The following is a 20,431-nucleotide window of genomic DNA, read 5'->3' as shown; positions in this document are numbered from 1 at the left end:
AGATGAACAACCAAAAGTGGGCGCTGCTTTCTTTTGAAGGCCGAATGAGACGCCGTGATTACTGGCTTTACAGTATTCCTGTGTTAATCATGGTGTTGCCAACTTTCTTTTATCAAGGCGGTAATGTGATGTTAGATGCATTGGCATTGGCGATTTCACTCTTTGCCATATATGCTTCGATTGCATTGAATATCAAACGCCTTAAAGACCGGAATAAAAGTCCCTGGTGGATTGTTGTCACTTTCCTGCCTTTAGTAGGGCCAATTTTTGCACTGGTGGAACTGGGCATTTTGGATGGAACACCAGGACCAAACCAATATGGCTCAGACCCCAAAGGGCGCGGGCAGAAGCCGGGTTCAGGCGGTGGTGATATTCATAAAGACGAAAATAAAGACACCGCCGTGTTTGAAGGTTAAAAAAGACGCAAATGCCACTCTAAACGGTGGCATTCTTTTACCGAACAGGCATCATTTCTCAAGTGTATATTGCTTTGACAAGTGGTGTGCCAGGTATTTAAACATATTAAATACCGCCGTGGTTTTTGGGGTAGGTAATCCGTTGCCATCTAAGAAATATTCCCCTTTAAACACCATGACGCCGGCTTTTTCTTCCACAGAGTCAGCGTGCATGCCATCAATGTAAGCGTCGTGCTCACGGATCATTTGGTTTGCGATTTTAAGCAAGTCTTCAGCGCAGATAGATGTTTTTTCAGCCATTTTCTTTTCGGTTCGGGTCATAAAATCAGGTGACATTATAGCGCTGGAAAACCAAAAAACAGCAGGTTTGAAACTGCTTAAAGAATTAGCGCCTTGTGGTCCTTATTGTGAGCTAAGCCAGAAAAATTCGATATGGGATGGCAAAGAGGCGCCGGTCAATGGTAATGATTAGCCCGCTTATTAATGCAGAGATGGCAAATCACCGTCGGTGGCTAGAACTTGAAGTTAACAATTGGTAAACAAGTGCGGAAGCAGCAACCAATCGGGGCCATTTAGACAGAAACTGGTTGATATTCGGATCGAGTCGCCCAATATTAAAAAAAGCGTCAGTATGCGCTCCGAGTGAAAAGCACTCATTGCATACATACGATTTGAATAATTTTAATGAATGAGAAACGCGAGGGCGTATTAGGTCACTATGGGTAAATCTCTCGTTATCGTGGAGTCCCCGGCAAAGGCAAAAACGATCAATAAATATCTGGGCAAAGACTTCATCGTGAAATCGAGCGTTGGTCATGTCCGCGATCTGCCTACCGGTGCCGCACAAGGCGGCAAGAAAGCAGCGCCTGTTTCAACGAAAGGGTTGAGTGCGGAAGAAAAAGAACGCATCAGAAAAGAAAAAGAGAAAAACGCGCTAATCAATAAAATGGGTGTCGACCCCTACCGTGACTGGAAAGCGAACTATCAAATCCTTCCAGGCAAAGAAAAAGTCGTACAGGAACTGAAAGCGCTGGCAGAGAAAGCGGATTACGTTTATCTCGCAACGGATTTAGACCGCGAGGGAGAGGCGATTGCCTGGCACTTGCGGGAAATCATCGGTGGCGAAGAAAGCCGTTTTAAGCGTGTTGTCTTTAACGAAATTACCAAGAACGCCATCCAGCAAGCTTTTGAAGCTCCGGGTGAGCTGAATATGTCGGGTGTCAATGCCCAACAGGCACGTCGCTTCCTTGACCGCGTTGTCGGCTTTATGGTTTCGCCGCTACTTTGGAAAAAAGTGGCGCGTGGTTTATCTGCAGGCCGTGTTCAGTCAGTCGCTGTAAAACTGCTGGTGGAACGTGAGCATGAAATCAAAGCGTTTGTTCCGCAGGAGTATTGGGATATCCATACCGATACGACCACGGCGAGCCAACATGTGCTGCGCTTGGTTGTAGCCCAGCAAAACCATGAAGCCTTTAAGCCGCTCAATGAAGCACAGGCGATGGCGGCAACGGATGCGCTGAAAAAGGCAACGTATAAAGTGGTTGATCGTGAAGATCGCCCGACCAGCAGCAAGCCATCTGCCCCCTTTATTACCTCGACGCTGCAACAGGCGGCGAGCACCCGTATGGGCTTTGGCGTTAAGAAAACCATGATGCTGGCACAGCGCCTCTATGAAGCGGGTTACATCACCTATATGCGTACCGACTCCACCAACCTGAGTAAAGAGGCTGTGGAAGCCGCACGCGGTTTTATCAGCAGTGAATACGGCGAGAAATACCTGCCACCGTCTGCCAACGTCTACGGTTCAAAAAGCAATGCACAGGAAGCGCACGAGGCGATCCGTCCTTCAAGTGTGGATGTGAAAGCCGACGATCTGCAAGGTATGGATCCAGACGCCCATCGACTCTATGACCTAATTTGGCGCCAGTTTGTCGCGTGCCAGATGACACCGGCGAAATACGATTCCAGCACCATTACCGTGGAAGCAGGGGAGTTTACCCTGAAAGCCAAAGGCCGTACTTTGCGCTTTGATGGTTGGACACGCGTTCAACGCCCAATGGGTAAAAATGAAGACACCACATTGCCACATGTTGATGTTGGTGAAGTGCTGACGCTGGACAAGGTCGACCCGAAACAACACTTCACCAAACCGCCAGCCCGTTATACCGAAGCAGCACTGGTTAAAGAACTTGAGAAGCGTGGTATCGGCCGTCCGTCGACGTACGCATCTATTATCTCAACCATTCAGGATCGCGGTTATGTACGCGTTGAGCAGCGCCGTTTTTACGCAGAGAAGATGGGTGAGATCGTTACCGACCGTCTGGATGCAAGCTTTGCCGATCTGATGGACTACGACTTTACGGCACGCATGGAAGAGCAGCTCGACCAGATTGCGATGGGCTCTGAAGACTGGAAAGCGGTGCTGAACAACTTCTTTAAAGACTTCACCGGCGACCTTGAAAGGGCGGAGCTGGATGAAGGCGAAGGCGGCATGAAACCAAACAGTATTGTGCTGACTGACATCGACTGCCCAACCTGTGGCCGTAAAATGGGGATCCGTACGGCGTCGACCGGTGTATTCCTGGGATGTTCAGGGTATGCGCTGCCGCCGAAAGAACGCTGCAAGACCACCATCAATCTGATGGATGAAGAAGGCATCGTCAATGTGTTGGAAGAAGACGTTGAAACCGAAGCCTTGCGCGCGAAGAAACGTTGCCCGAAATGTGAAACCGCGATGGACGCCTACCTGATTGATCAGGAGCGTAAACTGCATGTTTGTGGTAACAACCCAAGCTGTGACGGCTACGTGGTTGAGAAAGGCGAGTTCAAGCTCAAAGGGTATGATGGTCCGGTAGTGGAGTGTGATAAGTGTGGCTCTGATATGGTGCTGAAAAATGGCCGTTTTGGTAAGTACATGGATTGCACCAGCGAAACCTGTAAAAACACCCGCAAGATCCTGAAGAACGGTGAAGTTGCACCACCAAAAGAAGATCCGATCCACTTCCCTGAACTGCCTTGTGAAAACTCAGACGCGTACTTTGTGCTTCGTGACGGTGCATCAGGCTTGTTTCTGGCTGCGAGTAACTTCCCGAAATCGCGTGAGACCCGTGCGCCGCTGGTAGAAGAACTGGCCCGTTTTAAAGATCGCCTGCCCGAGAAACTCCAGTATTTGGCAGAGGCGCCGACCGCAGATCCTGATGGTCGTAAAGCCGTAGTTCGTTTTAGCCGCAAGAGCAAAGAGAATTATGTGCGTACCGAAGATGACGGTAAACCAACCGGTTGGACGGGGTTATTTGTTAACGGCCAGTGGGAAATTACGGATAAACGCAAGAAGAAGTAAATACTTCCCACCTATTTAAAAAGCAGCGAAAGCTGCTTTTTTCAGGAACCAGTGTGACCCTAACAAGCAGGCATAAAAAACGCGCCATAGACAGCGGCGCGTTTTTCTTCTTGTTTCCTCAAGGTTAACCGATGGAAAACTTACCTACAATCTCATTAACACCTTGTGTGATTTTTGTTAGGTCGTTGGCCTCTTTGGAGAGCTTCTCAGCGCCGGAAGCCGTGCCTTTACCCAACTCATTCAGGTGCTCAACAGATTCACTGATACCAGATACCACAGTATTTTGCTCTTCAGCAGCGACCGCGATCTGATGGTTCATATCGCGAATCGTAGCGACGGATTCTGTGATCGCATTGAGGGCATCGCTGGTCTTGTTGGCTTTTTCTGCGGTCTCTTCCGCTTCGACGGCACTTCTCTGCATGGACTCAACAGAACGTTTGGATTCACTTTGCAACCGGGTGATAAGGGTTTGGATTTCCTCTGTGCTTTGTTGTGTACGGCTGGCGAGACTGCGTACTTCATCGGCGACGACGGCAAACCCGCGGCCTTGTTCACCGGCTCGTGCTGCTTCGATGGCGGCATTTAGCGCAAGTAAATTGGTCTGTTCAGCAATGTCACGAATCGTATCAAGAATGCTGCCGACGTTTTTGGTTTCATTTTCCAGGTTACTGATGATTTGGCTGACATCGCCGATGTTGTTCACCAGATTCTGGATGCTCATGCGGGTATCTTCCAATACCATCTGACCTTCCTGAGAGTGCCTGTCTGCTTCGTTGGCAACGTCTGATGCTTGTTGAGCGTTTTTGGCGATATCATCGACAGTCGCAGAAAGCTCATGCATTGCTGTGGCAGTTTGCCCCAACTGGTCGGCTTGATCCTCAGAATTTCGTGCCGTCTCTTGTGTCACATTAACCAGCGTACCGGAAGCACTGGTCAGTGTTTTGACCGAATCAGAGAGCTGGACAACGATTTCCCTGAGATTACCGTTCATTTCACCCATCGCAGCAAAGATACCGGTTTTGGCACCTTTACTGTCGAAGGACTGAGTAAGATCGCCTTTGGCGATTTTTCGCGCTATTTCGGCAATTTGGACGGGTTCTCCGCCAATAGGTTTTCGGATAGCCCGGGTGACGAGAACACTGAGCAGCATGCCAATAAGAATCGCGACAGCTGATACTGTGATCACTGTTTGTACAGCTGTTTCGCTGTTGGATTGAGCTTCTGGGCCCAAGGTATCCTGAGATGCTCGAATGGATGCTCTAAAATCGGTGAGGCTGTCGGTAACTCGCGGTCCGATAACATCTAATGTGCCTGAAATTCTCTCGTTTCGGTCTTTGATGATCTCCGCCGTCCGTTGTAAAGCGGAAATGTATGCCAGATGCGAATCAGAAAACGCGTCAACCATCGCTTTTTCTGATGGAGAAGTGAGGAGACGTTTCAGGTTATTCAAGGGTTGGACGACTTTATTAAGCTCTTCGAAGGCGCGTTGCAGGTCAGTTTCGGTGTTACTGATCAAATACTGGGCAGCATATAATCTGCCCAACAGTAAGTGTTCCTGTGCGATCGAGGCATAAAAGAGAGAACCCACTTCTCCGTCTGCTGATGAATCCTCAATGATTTTTGTCATTGTCTGACGCATCTTGAGGCCGTTGGGGTGAAGCGCTTTGTTGACGACGACGTTCTTGTCATCAAAATCATTTACCACCAGTTTGAATGTCTCGCCATATCGATTAATTAGCTGTCTTGCTTCATTTAGATCACTGATCCTGCTGGGGTTAGTCTCGGCTTCAAGAATGGATTCAATGACCTTTTCAACGTCAGCGATGTCTTTCTCGACCTTGTCGATTTGATCTGGATCTTGTGTTTTCAGGTATTTCAGGGCAGAAAGCCTAGCGCTGAGTAGCAGCTTTTGGGCTTCACTGGCTTGGTTTGAGCTACGGGCAAGACCGCGGTAATCGGTGAAATTAGTAAACCCTTCAGACAGGCCACGATAGGCCATTGTTGAAACAACGAGCAGTAGCACCAGTACTGCTGAAAAAGATAATGTAAGTTGTTGCGCAAGCTTAAGTTTGCCTAACATCTTATTAGCCTCCCGCTAAATGGCATTTAAACAGACCGCCGACGTCGACGTGTGCTTTTGTGTGTTGTTCCACATTGTTGCGCGTAAGCGCATTGGTATATCCCTCCGCTCCCTGAATACACACTCTGACAAATTTGCTCATTTTCCTTAAAAAACATTTAGTGAGCTTGTCGTCAGTTATTTAACAGATAGTTCATAAATGAATTACCCACCAGATTATTTTGGAAATAGCGTCTCGTCATCAGGACTGCAGCAAAGATACGTGCATCGTTTTAATACGCTTGCTTGGTTTGGGGGCGGGAATCTTTAAAATTATCTTAAATTACATCATGTTATGAGTGTTTCTTTGGTGTGTTTAATATTTTAGACTTTCATGTTTATCTAAGTGGTCATGCTGTTATTAGTTTGCAGCTAAGGTGATCTGGCATTTCTCTTTGATGGTTATCGAATGTCCTGATTTATTACATCTCATACTTTATTAGTTATTTTAAATGCCACTTTTGTCGTTATTTACGCCTGGAGCATTAAACCTGCACCATGATAATTGCGTGATCTTTCTCCAAAACTATTGCTATTGATTGTCTTGTCAATAAAACTCCTGTCACATCTTAGTGCTGAAAGTATGTCGTGATCTTAACGTTGAGTGCATAACGATACGTGCGATCACCCATTGCTGGGATGAGTAGCCGTCCTCGCCACACCATCAGCACAGTGAATAACAACAATTGATGAGATAAGGACATGGCAGATATCAAGGGAACAGGCAATGCGAACTTTTTGTACGGAGATAAAAATCATTCAAACTTACTGATGAACGGTGATTTCGATGCCTGGGGAAATGATGCTTCTGATCAGTGGGGCTTGTTCCACGATCATCAAGTTGCTGGCTGGTATACGCCAGGCAACATGAAAATTGAACTTCAGCAGGGAGATTTCGGTGGCACACCAAGCAATTCCTCTTCAAACACTGTGCTAGAGCTGGATTCTACCGGGAATACCTGGGTTCAGCAGGATGTTGATATCAGTAGCCTGACCACATCGAGTGATGCGTCCTTTTCCCTTTCTTTTGACTATGCCAACCGTTACAAAGGCGACAACCATGCTACCAGCCAGTTCCAGGTTAAGGTGATGGATGACGACGGTAATGTTCTTTATTCGAAGTACGTTGCAAATACCCAATCCAACGAAAGCTACCAAAGCTTTGAGGTGGATTTTTCCGTTCCGGAGGGCACTTCCGGTCTTACCCTGCGCTTTGAAGGGAAAGGGGCTTCTGACGGTTACGGCGCACTGATCGATAATGTTTCACTGACTAACGCAAAAGCCGGTAGCCTCGATGACACTATCAATGGCTTTGAAGGCGAAGATAACATCGATGGCGGTCAGGGTAACGATACCCTCTTTGGCGGGGAAGGGAATGACACCCTCAAAGGCGGAGAAGGGAATGATACGATTTACGGTAACAAAGGCACCGGCCCAGGCGCGCGTGAACTCATGGTCAATGGTGACTTCGAACTGACCTACGGAAACAACACATCCAATCAATGGGGCCTGTTCAATGACCACCAGGTTACTGGCTGGTACACGCCAAATTCCAGCAAAATTGAATTGCAGCAGGGCGCATTTGGCGGCACACCGAAAAATGATGTCACCAATACGGTTCTGGAACTCGACAGCCACCGAAACACCTGGGTTCAACAGGATGTTAATGTCGAAGGGCTTGCTGCTGACGGTGATGTGGTGCTTGCTCTCTCTTTTGATTACGCAAACCGCTACCGTGGCTGGGATACGTCAACCGGCCAGTTCGAAGTGAACGTCTTGGATACTCAGGGTAATGTACTGTATTCCAAGTATTTTGCTAACACACAAGCGAACGATCACTACGAGTCGTTTTCTGCCGATGTAGTGTTACCGCAAGGGGTCGATTTCATCACTGTCCGGTTTGAAGCGGAAGGGCGCTCCGACAGCTATGGTGCGTTGATCGATAACGTGTCATTGAAACAGAAAGTGCTCGCGGAAGGTGACAACGACACCATTCTGGGTGGTAGCGGTGATGATACCATCTACGGTGAGCAGGGCGATGATTACATTGAAGGCAACGAAGGGGATGATACCCTGCGTGGTGGTGCCGGCAATGACACGATTTATGGTGGTGCAGGCAACGATGTGCTGCTGGGCAATGAAGGTGATGACATTCTTTATGGTGGTGATGGCGATGACATCCTGCGCGGCGGTAGCGGGAGTGATGCGTTGTATGGCGGTGCGGGTAATGATTATCTGCAAGCCGGCTACGATGATGACTACATTCTGGATGGTGGCTCTGGCCTAGATCTTTATCGCGGCAGTGAAGGGAACGACATCCTGCTTTTTGATCAGGAAGATTTTTCTGACGTCAATTTCCTGAAGGAAAATGGCAATATTTATCTGGGAGACCGTGGTTTTGACCAACTGATCGTCAACGGTGATGCGAATGTTGACTTGACCGGTAAATCATATGGTGTCACATCTGGACCAAAGCCTATCGCACAAGTGGAAGCGGTGATCGGTGATGAAGGAGACCAGACAGTCACTGCAAATGCGTTTGCCATCCGTGCGCAATCAGATCCTTACCAGTCAGCCTCTCTGACCGATCCGGGGGACTGGGATGGCTTTGTGGCATACCTTGGGGAAGGGGATGACACCTTCAATCTGGACGCCGGAGGCTGGAGCCACAATGCTGGTGCGGAGCCGACAGCGGAACTTTCTGCTGAGATGATTGCCTTTATGGGGTTGAATGTCCCTCAGGTTAACGCGCTGGAAGCCTATGTATTTGAAAGCTCATCGGGTTCGACTATTACGGTATGGACAGATGCTGAAAACATCACATTAAACGGTGATGATCTCTTCTAAACCGTTAGTATATAGTGCCTAGGAACCCGGCTTTACGCCGGGTTTTCTTTTGTTAGCTCATGCTTATGTCAGAGAATGTGTTGGCAAGAGCTCATACTGTTTCTCATTATGCTTATAACGATGGACTGAGTTTAGTCTGATCGTCAGCCTGCCTAATTGTTTCGATTTCCCACACCGTTAAAGTTTCTGTTAACTCACGTACTTTTTTAGCGATTTTGAACGCCGATGCCTTGTTCTTGAGGAGAGAACCTTGTCTTTGAGTGCATCCTTTGTTGCCGTTCGAACCAGAGAAAAGTGCGACAAGACAACATAAAAAAAGACAAGAAGAAGAGGATAAAGATATGGCTCAAATTAATGGTACTAGCGGTGTTGATACGTTGTATGGTGACATCGGGCAAAACAGTAATCTCCTGAACAACGGTGACTTTGAAGCATGGGGAAATGACACCTCAAACACCTGGGGATTGTTTAACGACAACCAGGTCGCGGGCTGGTATACGCCAGACAACATAAAAATTGAACTTCAGCAGGGTGATTTCGGCGGCACGCCGAGCAATTCTTCCTCAAATACGGTATTAGAGCTGGATTCTACCGGGAATACCTGGGTTCAGCAGGATGTGGATGTGACTGCGCTGACTGAAACGGATGATGCCACACTCAATCTTTCTTTTGATTACGCCAACCGTTATCGCGGGACAAACCACGCAACCAGCCAATTTGAAGTCAAAGTGCTCGATAACAATGGGAATGTGCTTTACAGCAAATACTTCGAAAATACCCAATCTAACGACAGCTATGTGAATGCTGATATTGACGTTACTGTTCCCGAAGGCACGACAGGCATTTCCTTACGCTTTGAAGCAAAAGGCGCATCTGACAGCTATGGCGCATTGATTGATAACGTTGTGCTCACTCAGTCTTCAGGGGCTGATGTGAATGACACCATCAATGGGTTTGAAGGCGATGATTTTATCGATGGTCTGACGGGTAACGACACGCTTTTCGGCGGCAATGGTAACGATGAGGTTTATGGCAGTGAAGGCAATGACGTTATTTATGGTAACGATGGCTTTGAGGTCAACGGGCCCAGAGAGTTGCTGGTAAACGGGGACTTTGAGGACTATGGCAATAACACCACCAACCACTGGAGCCCGTTGCATGATCATCAGGTAACAGGCTGGTACACACCCGATAACAGTATCATCGAGTTGCAGCAGGGAACATTTGGGGGCACGCCACAAAATGATGTCACCAATACGGTGCTTGAACTTGACAGCTACGCCAATAGCAGGGTACAGCAAGACGTTGACATGACAGGCCTTGCCGCCGATGGAGATACGGTATTGGCGTTATCATTTGATTATGCGAACCGTTACCGTGGATGGGATACATCAACCAGCCAGTTTGAAGTGAAAATCTTCGATCAGCAGGGTAACGTTATTTATTCCAAATACTTCAACAACACCCAGGCTAACGATCACTACGAATCGTTCACCACGGATGTTGTTATCCCACAGGGCAATGATTTTATCAGTATTCGCTTTGAGGGTGAGGGCAAGTCAGATTCTTACGGTGCGTTGATTGACAATGTTTCGCTTAAGCAAAAGCCTGACAGCGAAAGCGATGATGACATGCTATATGGCGGGGCCGGTGATGACACCATTTATGGTGAGCAGGGCGATGATTACATTGAAGGAAACGAAGGCAACGACACGATTCGTGGCGGTACCGGCAATGATACGATTTATGGCGGTGCCGGGAATGACGTGCTGTTGGGTAATGCAGGCGATGATATCCTTTATGGTGGTGAAGGGGATGACATTCTGCGCGGTGGTAGCGGGAGCGACTTATTGTATGGTGGGGCAGGGAATGATTATCTGCAAGCCGGCTACGATGATGATTACAGTCTGGATGGAGGCACCGGTCTAGACCTTTATCGCGGCAGCGAAGGGAACGACACCCTGTATTTTGATCAGGAAGACTTTTCAGACCTTAACTTTCTCAATGAACATGGCAACATCTATCTGGGTGATCGTGGATTTGACCAACTCATCGTAGACGGGGATACCAACGTTGACTTTACTGGAGCATCATACGGTTATACGTCGGGGCCAAAGTCCATCGCACAGGTAGAAGCGGTTGTGGGTGATGAAGGTGATCAAAGCGTGACGGCGAGTGCGTTTGCTATTCATGCTCAATCAGATCTTCCCCAGCCAACGACCTTCACTGATCCCGGTGAGTGGGACGGCTTTGTGGCATACCTGGGTGAGGGAGAAGACAGTTTCAACCTTGATGCGGTTGACTGGACCTATAATGCCTTTGCGGCACCCTCGGCCGAATTGTCTGCAGATATGATTGCATTTTTAGGGTTGAGTGGCAGCCAAGTGGGCGAGATGCAGGCCTATGTGTTTGATCATGCCGTTTACGATACCATCACCATTTGGACAGATGCGGAACATGTCTATCAGGACGGCGTCAGCCTGGTTTAACCGCCTTTGATAAAGTGGATCAGACTGACCAAGTGTCTGGCTTTCCGCAGAGAACTAGCGGTTATTCTGGATAAAGGGGGGCTGTCTCACGATTGCCCCTTCTTTGTTTTGCGTCTTGGTAAATAGGTATGTATAAATAAACAGTGCTTTCAATAAATATCGAGGACAAACATGGAACGTTGTAGCTGGGCCAATGTGAGTGAACGGGATCAGGCATACCACGATAAAGAGTGGGGCGTGCCAGTGCATGATGACCAACGGTTGTTTGAGATGTTGATTCTGGAAGGTGCTCAGGCAGGGTTAAGTTGGGCTACTATCCTCAAAAAACGTGAAGGTTACCGTGAGGCGTTTGACCATTTCCACATCGAAACGGTGGCGGCCTATGATGAAAACAAAATTGCAGCGCTTTTAGCAAACCCTGCCATTGTTCGCAATAAACTCAAGGTGAATGGCACAGTGATCAACGCCAATCTGGTGCTGAAAATCCAGAAAGAGTATGGCAGTTTCAATGAATATATCTGGCAGTTTGTGGATGGCAAACCCCGTATCAATCACTGGGAAACAATGGCAGATGTGCCGACATCAACCCCTGAGTCAGATGCTATGAGCAAGGCGCTGAAAAAGAAAGGCTTTAAGTTTGTGGGCTCTACGATTTGCTACGCGTATATGCAGGCGACCGGTATGGTTAACGATCACCTGACAAGCTGTTTTCGTTATGGCGTGGATGTGGGTGAATAACGTTAAATCAGCACAATGATGAGGAAAAAAGAGCCCGGCAACACGCCTTGAAAGGTGAGTTGCCGGGCATCAGAGGACGATTGGGGTTAGTAAGTTATACCTTATTTTTCAGTCGCTGTTGTTTGGGTCTCAGACACGCATGAAGCATAGGCTGGATCGCTAAGATAACCGATCATCCAAGAAGTCGCGTTTTTCATATTGACCAAATCGTAATAACCTTGATAAGGAACATAATCCTGGTGACCACTGGTCATAGTCCAGTATTCAAATGATGCAGGCCAGCCCAAGCCTTCACCAGTTTTCGAATCGCCATTTTCTCCATTCCATATACTGCCCCCCACTTTGCGATACAGGGACAGCATTTCTTGCATAGTAGCTCTGCGCCAGTCTGTGCGGCCAGCAAAATTTTTGCTGTTCAGGTCTTCACACCAGAACGCCCACTGTCCGGTTTTTTCTTCAACATCTATTACAAAAATATTACAAAAATTTATTGATGGGGAGGTGATGTTGTAATTGATTAATTTTTGGAGAGAAATGCGGTCGCCATAAAGACTGACGGAGGTTATCGACAAAACTCATCTTTTTGGTTTGCGCCATAGCGGTAATAAAAAGTCCCCCAGGTCAGATACCTGACGGACTTCATTAAAGGCCATGAGAGAGAGGAAAATTAGATAGCGTCCGCCACCTTGATAACAAGCTTACCGAAGTTTTTCCCTTCCAGCAGTCCCATAAAAGCTTCTGGGGCATTTTCCAGACCGTCAACGATTTGTTCTTTATACTGAATTTTTCCTTCAGAAATCCATTGGGACATATCCGCCGCAAATTCTTCGTAGCGGTGTCCGTAGTCATCAAAAATGATGAAACCTTGCATTCGGATGCGTTTAGTCAGCAGGGTGCTCATCAACAGTGGCATGCGATCGGGGCCTGCTGGCAGTTCAGTTGCATTGTACTGAGAGATCAATCCGCAGACAGGAATGCGAGCGCTGGTGTTGAGCAGGGGGAGTACTGCGTCAAATACCTTGCCGCCGACATTTTCGTAGTACACATCAATGCCTTTGTCACACGCTGCTGCCAGTTGCTTGGCAAAGTCGTCCGCCTTGTGGTCGATACAGATATCAAACCCTAAATTTTCCACTGCATGGCGGCATTTTTCTTCACCACCGGCAATACCCACCACTTTACACCCTTTCAGTTTGCCAATCTGACCAACTGTTGCACCCACCGGCCCGGTTGCAGCGGCAACAACCAGCGTTTCCCCTTCTTTTGGCTGACCGATATCGAGAAGTCCCATGTATGCAGTGAAACCTGGCATACCCAATACACCGAGCGCATAGGAAGGATTTTCCGGATTTTTACCCAGTTTCAATAAACCGTCACCGTTGGACACGGCGTAAGACTGCCAGCCTGTGTAGGCGAGAACCCACTCACCTTTTTCAAAATCAGGGTGGGTGGAGGCTTCTACCTGGCAGACGGTGCTGCCAACCATGATATCGTTAACGTCTACGGGATCCGCATAGGATTTGGCATCGCTCATACGGCCGCGCATGTAAGGGTCCAGTGAAAGATAAATCGTGCGGAGCAGCACTTCACCGTTTTTCAGGTCTGGAACGGGTTGAACTTCTAAGCGGAAGTTATCGGTAACAGGCGCCCCAACAGGGCGGGATGCAAGAACAATTCGGTTATTTTCCAGTGAAGCTGACATAATGATTTTCCTCAACTAGACCAGTCGTCTAGTGCTTGGGTAAAAAAATCCGCCACGATAGTTTGGCGGTTTTGTGCGGTGCCGATCACCGCGTTAGATTAGAACGGATGTTGGCCTGACAACAAATGCTGGGTGGTCTTCAGTGCCTGTTTCATCGGTTCAACATTCTGGTTAAGTTTGCTCATCAGGCTTGCACCAATCCACAGGTGATAAAGCTGGTTCGCGGTTTGATAGGCATCTTCAACCTTAACAGAGCCATCATCAATCCCGTTCTGAACACAGTCAGCGAGAATAGCAACAATACGGTTTGCGCCGTTGAGCAGCGATAAACGCATAGATTCGGACAGGTCAGAGACTTCCGCACTGAGTTTTACCACCAGACAGCGCTGGGTGGCACACATGCCATCGTCCATTTCAAGCCACTTCGCCCAATACCCCATCAGCTTGTCGTAGCCATTGGCGGTAGAGTCGCTGAAGTGGGCATCCATCTTTGCCCGGTATTGGGCAAAATATTCCTCAATCAAGGCTTCGCCGAACTGCTCTTTGGATTTGAAATAGTGGTAGAAGGAGCCTTTCGGCACCCCTGCATGGTTTAACAACTGTGCCAGACCAACGTTATAAAAGCCTTTTTCAACGATCAGTTCATAACCGACGTTGAGGATGTGTTGGCGTGTAGATTGAGTTTCTGTGTTCATGGTTTGGGATAATACATAAAATTAGACCAGTCGTCTAGTGAATGGTGAAAATGATAAAAACGGCTTAGGTTTTGGGGATGTGTTTTTGGGATGCGTTATTGATAACTTATTGAATAAAAACGTGAAAATGTGAAAAAGCCGGTGGTTACCGGCTCTCGTACGGGTAAGACAGGCGCACTACACCCTGAAAATTGGCCCTAAAGCTTGTGCCACCTCACCTTCTGATGCATCGCGGGACAGGGTGAAAGAGCGGTAGGTATCACCACGGCCAAATGCGCGGTCAATCTCTGCCAGACAGTGGATGACAGGGCCATCGAGAATGAAAGAAAGCTCGATTTCTGTCTTGTTGAACATGCTGCTGTTTTGGAATTCAAGCTCCTGATAGCAGCCAGACCTAGACACAAAGCCGTTACCACGCAGCTGGCCTTTCTCAACATCGGCTTTCATCATGGTGAAGCCTTCTCGCTCCAGCGCAGATAGCACCCGCTGAACAGCCGGTAACGGGCGCACTTCAAGGTAATCGCGATCGGTTGGGTCGATGGCAAAATCAATATCGAGGACAGTTTCAACCCAGACATGGCTTTGGTTAAAGCGCGCATTCACGGCGGTAACCGGGGTTTCGTCGTGCAGCTTCAGCTCGAACGGCACGTCTTTTTCTTCACCCGGTTGAATGGTGAAAGGGGTATTGGCCTGGATATGCCCAAGCACGAACGGTTGGTAACTGGCTCCTGAGTCGGTTTCCACTTTTACTTCGGTGCAGAGTTTCAGGGTGATGCAATCAATCTCTTGCTCAACATCACCGCCTTTGATGTGGACTGTGCCACGCAGTGTTTCGCCTTGGTAAACCGATGCATTGTGCAGGATGGTATCGACTTTTGCTGCGCCAATGCCGAAAGAGGCTTTCAGTTTCTTGAACATAGTAATCCCTGGTTGCTCAGATTTGTGTCTTGTTTACCGAACAATTGAAAGTGAAGCAAGTCTTGGCGCGGAGAAAGAAAAAGCCGGGGACAAATGCCCCGGCTTTACAAGGTATTAGGCCGCCAGTTGCGGTACGCCGCTGTGAAAACGGAACATATCATCAGGGGTTTGGATAAGCTCTGCTTCTTTCTCACCAATCGCTTTAACACGGTCGCTGATATCACCACCGGCAATGGCCGCTGCCAGCGTGAGGTAGTCCTGATAGTGGCGTGCTTCTGAGCGCAGCAGGGAGATGTAGAACTTGCGCAGCTCTTCATCAAGGTAAGGGGCCACTTTTGCAAAGCGCTCACACGAGCGGGCTTCAATGTAGGCACCGATGATCAACTTGTCGATCAGCATGGCGGGTTCGTGGGTGCGCACCACTGACATCAATCCGCGTGCGTAGCGGCCTGCATTCAACGGGCTGTATGGCATGTCGCGCTTTTCCATGATCTCGATAACCTGTTCAAAGTGATGGAACTCTTCTTTGATCAGTCGGACCATTTTGTCGATCAAATCCTGCCCATGTTCGAAACCTTCTTTCGGTTTTAGCGGGGCGCTCAGGCCGTTTTTGGTGGCATGGAAAATGCCCTCACGAATACCGCGATAGACGAAGTCCTCATAAGGTTTAGCCCATTCGAGCAGCAAGGCCCCGCTGGATGCATCAATGGCGTATTTGCGGATCAGCCACATCGCCGTTTGGCTGGCTTTTAACTCACAGTTGGCATGATCGCGCAAAAGAATAGTTTCGTTCTCTGGCTTAATCGCTTCATCAATCCACGCTTGTGGGGTTTCGCAATGCAGGAAACCGCGTACTGGTTCGAGTAAACGTTCTAATTCTGGGCTTAACGACATCGATTCTTTAGATCTTTTCTTCGTGTTTCGGGGATTGGCAAGTATACCGGGCATATCCAGCGAGAGAAACACTCCTGACATGATCTGTCAGTAGGTGTCAGTAATCTTTTCTCAACCCCACACCAAAGGAGAAAACGCCATGGAAAATGTGATTGAGATAGTGCAGTTCAAACTGAAAGAGGGAACTGATACAGCCCAGTTTTTGGCAGATTCGGAAGCGACCTTGTCGTTTATCACCAAGAGTGAAGGCTTTTTATACCGCTCTCTAAGTCTGAATGAAGAAACCTTGCAGTGGACTGACGTCACTTATTGGAAAACCATGGAAAATGCGAAGGCAGCATTCGATGATTTTATGAAGCATGAACAGGCACAACAAATGGTTTCTCACATCGAGGAGAATTCTGTTGTGATGTCTCACGGAGTCGTCAAAATGGATGCGATGAGTAAATGTACTTAAGCTGCTTAACTGGAAATCTCAATGAGTAAATCGGAGCGCTTGTTTGAGCTTCTCACATTACTGCGTAGTAAACGTTATGCGGTGACGGCAAAGGCATTAGCCGAGGAGCTAAATGTCAGCGAGCGCACGATTTACCGTGATATCCAGTCCCTGCAGCTTTCAGATGTGCCAATTGAAGGTGAAGCAGGGATTGGATATTTGCTCGGAAAAGGATCACACCTTCCACCTCTCATGTTTACCGAAGAAGAAATCATTGCGCTGGAGTTAGGGATGCAGATGGTGCGTGCCTGGTCAGATAAGCGTCTGGCCGCTGCGTCTGAGTCTGCATCGCATAAAATTCATTCTGTGTTGCTAGACAGTCTTAAGGCGAAAATTGAAGCACTCCCCCTTGCTGTGCCAGCGTTTCATGTTGAATCAGAATGTGCGGTCTGTGGCGAATTACTGCGTCAGGCAGCGACGGATAAGCGAAAGGTTTTCATCAACTACCAAACCGGCGAAGGCAAATATTCAGAGCGGATTATCCACCCTCTGGGGCAGGTCTACTGGGGGAAAGTCTGGACGCTGGTGGCCTGGTGTGAGCTACGAAAAGATTATCGAAGTTTCCGCGTTGACCGGATTGAACATATTGAAGTGCTCAACGAACATTTTGAAGCCAGTGACGTTAAATCTTTTCAGCACTATTTGTCGCTTTGCGAAGGATAAGCGGCGCGAGTGGTACTTGAACACCAACGATAAACAGACCTTGGTGGCATGTTTCGCACGGGTACTTTTTGGGCGCTTCGCGCGACGCGGTTGCTCACAAGCAGGAGCGAAGAACGACATAATGGCTGTTGCCGCTGGCAGCGAGGGCTTTCGCAGGTACGTAGAAGTGAAAAAGGGGGCTTTCCGGAGAAAGCCCCAACGTCACCTAACGGTGATTAATACAACTCAGTTTCCCCTTTCCGGTAAAGGCAGGTTGACCCACTCTTTGTAGAAGGTGTCGATATCCGGCTCAAAATCATGCAAAACGGGATACCAGGGGGTAGGTGCTTCGACATCGTGCATGATGCCGCAAGTAGGGCAGTAATATTCCCGGTACACTTGCCATTCTGTATCAGGGTGCATGTTTTCCGGATAGACCTCCAGCATGGCGGCTTTGGTGTCGCGTACGTAAATCACTGCGTTGAGTTTCCAGTTGTCGCGATAATCACCGAACTCGTAGCCGCATTCGCATTTGTTGACCCATTTTTTCGTGTCCGGCTGCTGGGTAATGTAAAGGTGGGGCCCCAGCGGTAGGACGATGCGATCCGGCCAGCTGACCTTGGCCTGTAATGCTTTCAGGTACTGCTCAAAGCGGGATGCGTCCTTTGGTATGGACAGCATACGCATCGTGGTTTTCCAATCCAGCTTACCATCGATCAGTTTGGTAATCTGCTCATCAGTATATTGTGACATCCTTTTTCTCCTGTCTGTTCAAGGCGGCATAGATAGCCCTATGCCGCGTCGATAGGGGATTACTCTTCGACCAGGGTGATGGTAGATACATCCGGCATACGTGACAGATCCATCCGGTAGTGTGAACCATAGGAAGGTACACCCAAATCCTCTTCTTTCAGCGTCCAGCTTTCTGGTAGCTCCCAGAATGTGCGGAAGTTGTTAAGGAACGTCTGTGACAGGCCAAAGCTGGTGGCGAACATGTGCTTCACCGGTAAGGAGGCTTTCTGTGCCAGGATCCGCTCCCTTTCCTTGGCTATCCAGTCACGGGTAGGAATGGCCCGGGCAAGACGGGCTTTTCGGATTTTCGCGCGGTTTTTAGCGGTTTCCGCTTCATCCACTGTCCAAAGATTGTTTTCATCCTGATGGATCACTGCACCGTACACGTTGCGGGCAAATTCCGGCAGCACGAACTTTTCATTGAGGTCATTAGCAATAGCAGGACAGTCCCTGTCGAGTGGGTCACCAAAGCCGGGGCCTCCACGTAAGTAGTTCAGATATAGATCGTGGTTGTCATAGCAGTCTTCGGTTGTCATGCATTGTTGGTCACGTTTGACCCGTGCTCCCGGTGAAAGGTGTTTTTCATAATCGGGCGCGGCAGGGTTGAGATCTGCACCGAGTGGTAAGGTATCACCTTGCGCGATGCGCTCTTTCAGGCCGGTCATATGCGCTTCAAAACGGTATCCTGTAGCAGGGGGGTAGCCACCCATCATGCCCCAGTCGCTGTTCATGTAACCGTTGCCCATGAAGAACATGGTCCAGTCATGCGCGTTCCATACCATCCGCAGCGATTCAAAGCCACAACCGCCACGGTATTTCCCGTATCCGCCGGAGTTACATTTCACGTTCCGTCCAAGATACAGAAGCGGCTCTGCCATCTCCCAAATCTCGACGTCCCCCATGTCGCCTTCAGGGTTCCAGATGGCAGCCGCATGGTTAAGCCCGTCTTTGACTGCACAGGCTCCGGTGCCGCAAGAGGACGCTTCAAAGCTGTTCACGGCGTGGATCTCGCCTTCCTGGTTGATCCCGCCACCCTGTAACCAGTTGGAGGTATTGGCATTACCGGCGTTCACTTCTTCCAGATAACCGCGGCTGAAGTAACTCTGTCCCAGCCCGCGCCACAGGGCGCTCCAGCCAGAGACAAGGAAGTGCCAGGCGTAAGCATGTCCGGTTCTGCGGTCATCCGGGTTCATCCATGCCCCTTTAGGCAACCGGAATTCGGTACCATAGTACGCACCGTCATTGATGCGTTGGGTCGGTACGAGGGTTTGTGTCATCATCACCCAGATTCCGCTGGTAAAGGCGACCTGGTGGGCGTTGTAGGAGTGCCAGCCCCAGCGGCTTGCTCCTTCAAAATCAAGCCGCCATGAACCGTCTCCCCGGATTGTCATTTCTACCGGTGAGTGCATGATGGTATCAAGTTTGGCAAAGGCTGACGGCGTCTGTACATCAGGGTGGGCGTAGGGCACGTCAACAAACGCCACTTTGCGATAAGTGCCGGGGAGCGTCATCGCTTTCACGCGGGTTTGCAGGCCACGGCGACCATCTTCAACCACTTCATAGGCAAATTTCTGGTACGCTTCAATTCCTTCTTCCCGGATTACTTCTTCCACCAGATCGCGGATCATATGGCATCCGGCAATGCGGGTTCGTTCATCAAGGATCCAGTATTTGGGCGTACGTACAGAACGTTGGGATTCGTGCAGCCAGTCTCGGAAGGGCTCGTCATTTGCACCGGTTTTGCGGCAGGTGATCATGTAACCATCCCCAAACCGCTGTACCTGACCTGTAGACATGGAGCCCGGGGTGACAGCGCCCGTGTCGATAACATGGGTAACGCCGCCCACCCAGCCAATTAATTTGCCTTCCCAGAAAATGGGGACAATGGTCGCGATGTCACAGGGATGCACATTACCGATGGCGCAGTCATTGTTAGTAAACATGTCCCCATCGTTGATGCCCGGATTCATTTCCCAATTGTTTTCAATCATGTATTTGATTGCCGCGCCCATGGTTCCCACGTGGATGATGATCCCGGTGGACGTGAGTACACAGTCACCGGCAGCGTTATACAAGGTAAAGCACAGTTCACCTTCTTGCTCCACGATAGGGCTGGCGGCGATTTTTTTTGCCGTTTCCCGGGCATGGACCAGACCGCCACGAATTTTGGAAAACATTTTCTCGTACCGGATGGGCTCGCTCTCGCGCAGGTCAAGGTGCTTCAGCCCGTTATAAAATCCGGTGGACGTTGTTTTGGCCATGACTTTGTCACGGAAGGTTTTCAGTGACTCTCCCGTACCGAGCAGATCGGCATGGGGACGTACTTGTGTGATGTCATCCATG

General features: G+C 49.0%; 16 protein-coding genes. 7 read left to right on the top strand and 9 right to left on the bottom strand.

Annotated elements, in window-relative coordinates:
• Nucleotides 1-2 precede the first annotated feature (2 nt).
• Entirely contained in the window at nt 3-416 is a 414-nt protein-coding gene (locus VHA_RS15570) for a DUF805 domain-containing protein (protein WP_005506025.1), read from the top strand.
• Between the two features lie 51 nt (nt 417-467).
• Here the strand turns inward: VHA_RS15570 and VHA_RS15565 are convergent, their stop codons facing one another.
• A complete protein-coding gene (locus VHA_RS15565) occupies nt 468-716 on the bottom strand; it encodes a YciN family protein (RefSeq protein WP_040529298.1) in 249 nt (82 codons plus the stop codon).
• Between the two features lie 418 nt (nt 717-1,134).
• Between VHA_RS15565 and topA the strand changes: the two genes are divergently transcribed.
• Nucleotides 1,135-3,756 carry a type I DNA topoisomerase gene (topA, locus tag VHA_RS15560; protein ID WP_005506017.1) on the top strand — a complete coding sequence of 874 codons (2,622 nt, stop codon included), beginning with the start codon at nt 1,135-1,137 and terminating at the stop codon, nt 3,754-3,756.
• 124 nt (nt 3,757-3,880) lie between these two features.
• On the opposite strand, the gene VHA_RS15555 is transcribed toward topA, so the two are convergent.
• Nucleotides 3,881-5,836, bottom strand: a complete 1,956-nt coding sequence (locus VHA_RS15555; protein WP_005506015.1) for a methyl-accepting chemotaxis protein — start codon at nt 5,834-5,836, stop codon at nt 3,881-3,883.
• Nucleotides 5,837-6,577: 741 nt separating this feature from the next.
• On the opposite strand from VHA_RS15555, the gene VHA_RS15550 reads away from it, so the two are divergent.
• The 3 genes from VHA_RS15550 to VHA_RS15540 all read left to right on the top strand — a co-directional run bounded on the left by VHA_RS15550 (nt 6,578) and on the right by VHA_RS15540 (nt 11,949).
• Nucleotides 6,578-8,722: a calcium-binding protein gene (locus VHA_RS15550; RefSeq protein ID WP_040529098.1), complete on the top strand. Its 2,145-nt coding sequence runs from the start codon at nt 6,578-6,580 to the stop codon at nt 8,720-8,722.
• Between the two features lie 341 nt (nt 8,723-9,063).
• Nucleotides 9,064-11,211 carry a calcium-binding protein gene (locus tag VHA_RS15545; protein WP_005506013.1) on the top strand — a complete coding sequence of 716 codons (2,148 nt, stop codon included), beginning with the start codon at nt 9,064-9,066 and terminating at the stop codon, nt 11,209-11,211.
• Between the two features lie 171 nt (nt 11,212-11,382).
• Nucleotides 11,383-11,949, top strand: coding sequence for a DNA-3-methyladenine glycosylase I (locus tag VHA_RS15540; protein WP_005506011.1), 567 nt, complete (start codon nt 11,383-11,385; stop codon nt 11,947-11,949).
• Nucleotides 11,950-12,050: 101 nt separating this feature from the next.
• On the opposite strand, the gene VHA_RS15535 is transcribed toward VHA_RS15540, so the two are convergent.
• From VHA_RS15535 to miaE, 5 genes are all read right to left on the bottom strand, one after another.
• On the bottom strand, nt 12,051-12,521 hold the full coding sequence (locus VHA_RS15535) for an Lcl C-terminal domain-containing protein (RefSeq protein WP_040529097.1): 471 nt from the start codon (nt 12,519-12,521) through the stop codon (nt 12,051-12,053).
• 95 nt (nt 12,522-12,616) lie between these two features.
• Nucleotides 12,617-13,651 carry an NADPH-dependent curcumin/dihydrocurcumin reductase gene (gene curA / locus VHA_RS15530; protein WP_005506007.1) on the bottom strand — a complete coding sequence of 345 codons (1,035 nt, stop codon included), beginning with the start codon at nt 13,649-13,651 and terminating at the stop codon, nt 12,617-12,619.
• Nucleotides 13,652-13,749: 98 nt separating this feature from the next.
• Nucleotides 13,750-14,346 (bottom strand): TetR/AcrR family transcriptional regulator, encoded by a 597-nt coding sequence (locus tag VHA_RS15525; protein WP_005506005.1) that lies wholly within the window; start codon nt 14,344-14,346, stop codon nt 13,750-13,752.
• 177 nt (nt 14,347-14,523) lie between these two features.
• Entirely contained in the window at nt 14,524-15,264 is a 741-nt protein-coding gene (locus VHA_RS15520) for a sporulation protein (protein ID WP_005506003.1), read from the bottom strand.
• A 114-nt stretch (nt 15,265-15,378) separates the two neighbouring features.
• On the bottom strand, nt 15,379-16,158 hold the full coding sequence (miaE, locus tag VHA_RS15515; RefSeq protein WP_005506001.1) for a tRNA isopentenyl-2-thiomethyl-A-37 hydroxylase MiaE: 780 nt from the start codon (nt 16,156-16,158) through the stop codon (nt 15,379-15,381).
• 139 nt (nt 16,159-16,297) lie between these two features.
• Between miaE and VHA_RS15510 the strand changes: the two genes are divergently transcribed.
• Both VHA_RS15510 and VHA_RS15505 read left to right on the top strand, forming a co-directional pair.
• Nucleotides 16,298-16,615 carry a hypothetical protein gene (locus VHA_RS15510; protein WP_005505999.1) on the top strand — a complete coding sequence of 106 codons (318 nt, stop codon included), beginning with the start codon at nt 16,298-16,300 and terminating at the stop codon, nt 16,613-16,615.
• 21 nt (nt 16,616-16,636) lie between these two features.
• A complete protein-coding gene (locus tag VHA_RS15505; RefSeq protein ID WP_005505997.1) occupies nt 16,637-17,317 on the top strand; it encodes a helix-turn-helix transcriptional regulator in 681 nt (226 codons plus the stop codon).
• A 225-nt stretch (nt 17,318-17,542) separates the two neighbouring features.
• Here VHA_RS15505 and VHA_RS15500 read toward each other — a convergent pair whose 3' ends face one another.
• Both VHA_RS15500 and VHA_RS15495 read right to left on the bottom strand, forming a co-directional pair.
• Nucleotides 17,543-18,049 (bottom strand): acetone carboxylase subunit gamma, encoded by a 507-nt coding sequence (locus VHA_RS15500; protein WP_005505995.1) that lies wholly within the window; start codon nt 18,047-18,049, stop codon nt 17,543-17,545.
• Between the two features lie 59 nt (nt 18,050-18,108).
• Nucleotides 18,109-20,430, bottom strand: a complete 2,322-nt coding sequence (locus VHA_RS15495; protein ID WP_005505993.1) for a hydantoinase B/oxoprolinase family protein — start codon at nt 20,428-20,430, stop codon at nt 18,109-18,111.
• Nucleotide 20,431 lies beyond the last annotated feature (1 nt).

The sequence above is a fragment of the Grimontia hollisae CIP 101886 genome (assembly GCF_000176515.1).
GTDB classification, from domain to species: domain Bacteria; phylum Pseudomonadota; class Gammaproteobacteria; order Enterobacterales; family Vibrionaceae; genus Enterovibrio; species Enterovibrio hollisae.
This window is presented reverse-complemented; position numbering and strand designations above follow the sequence as displayed.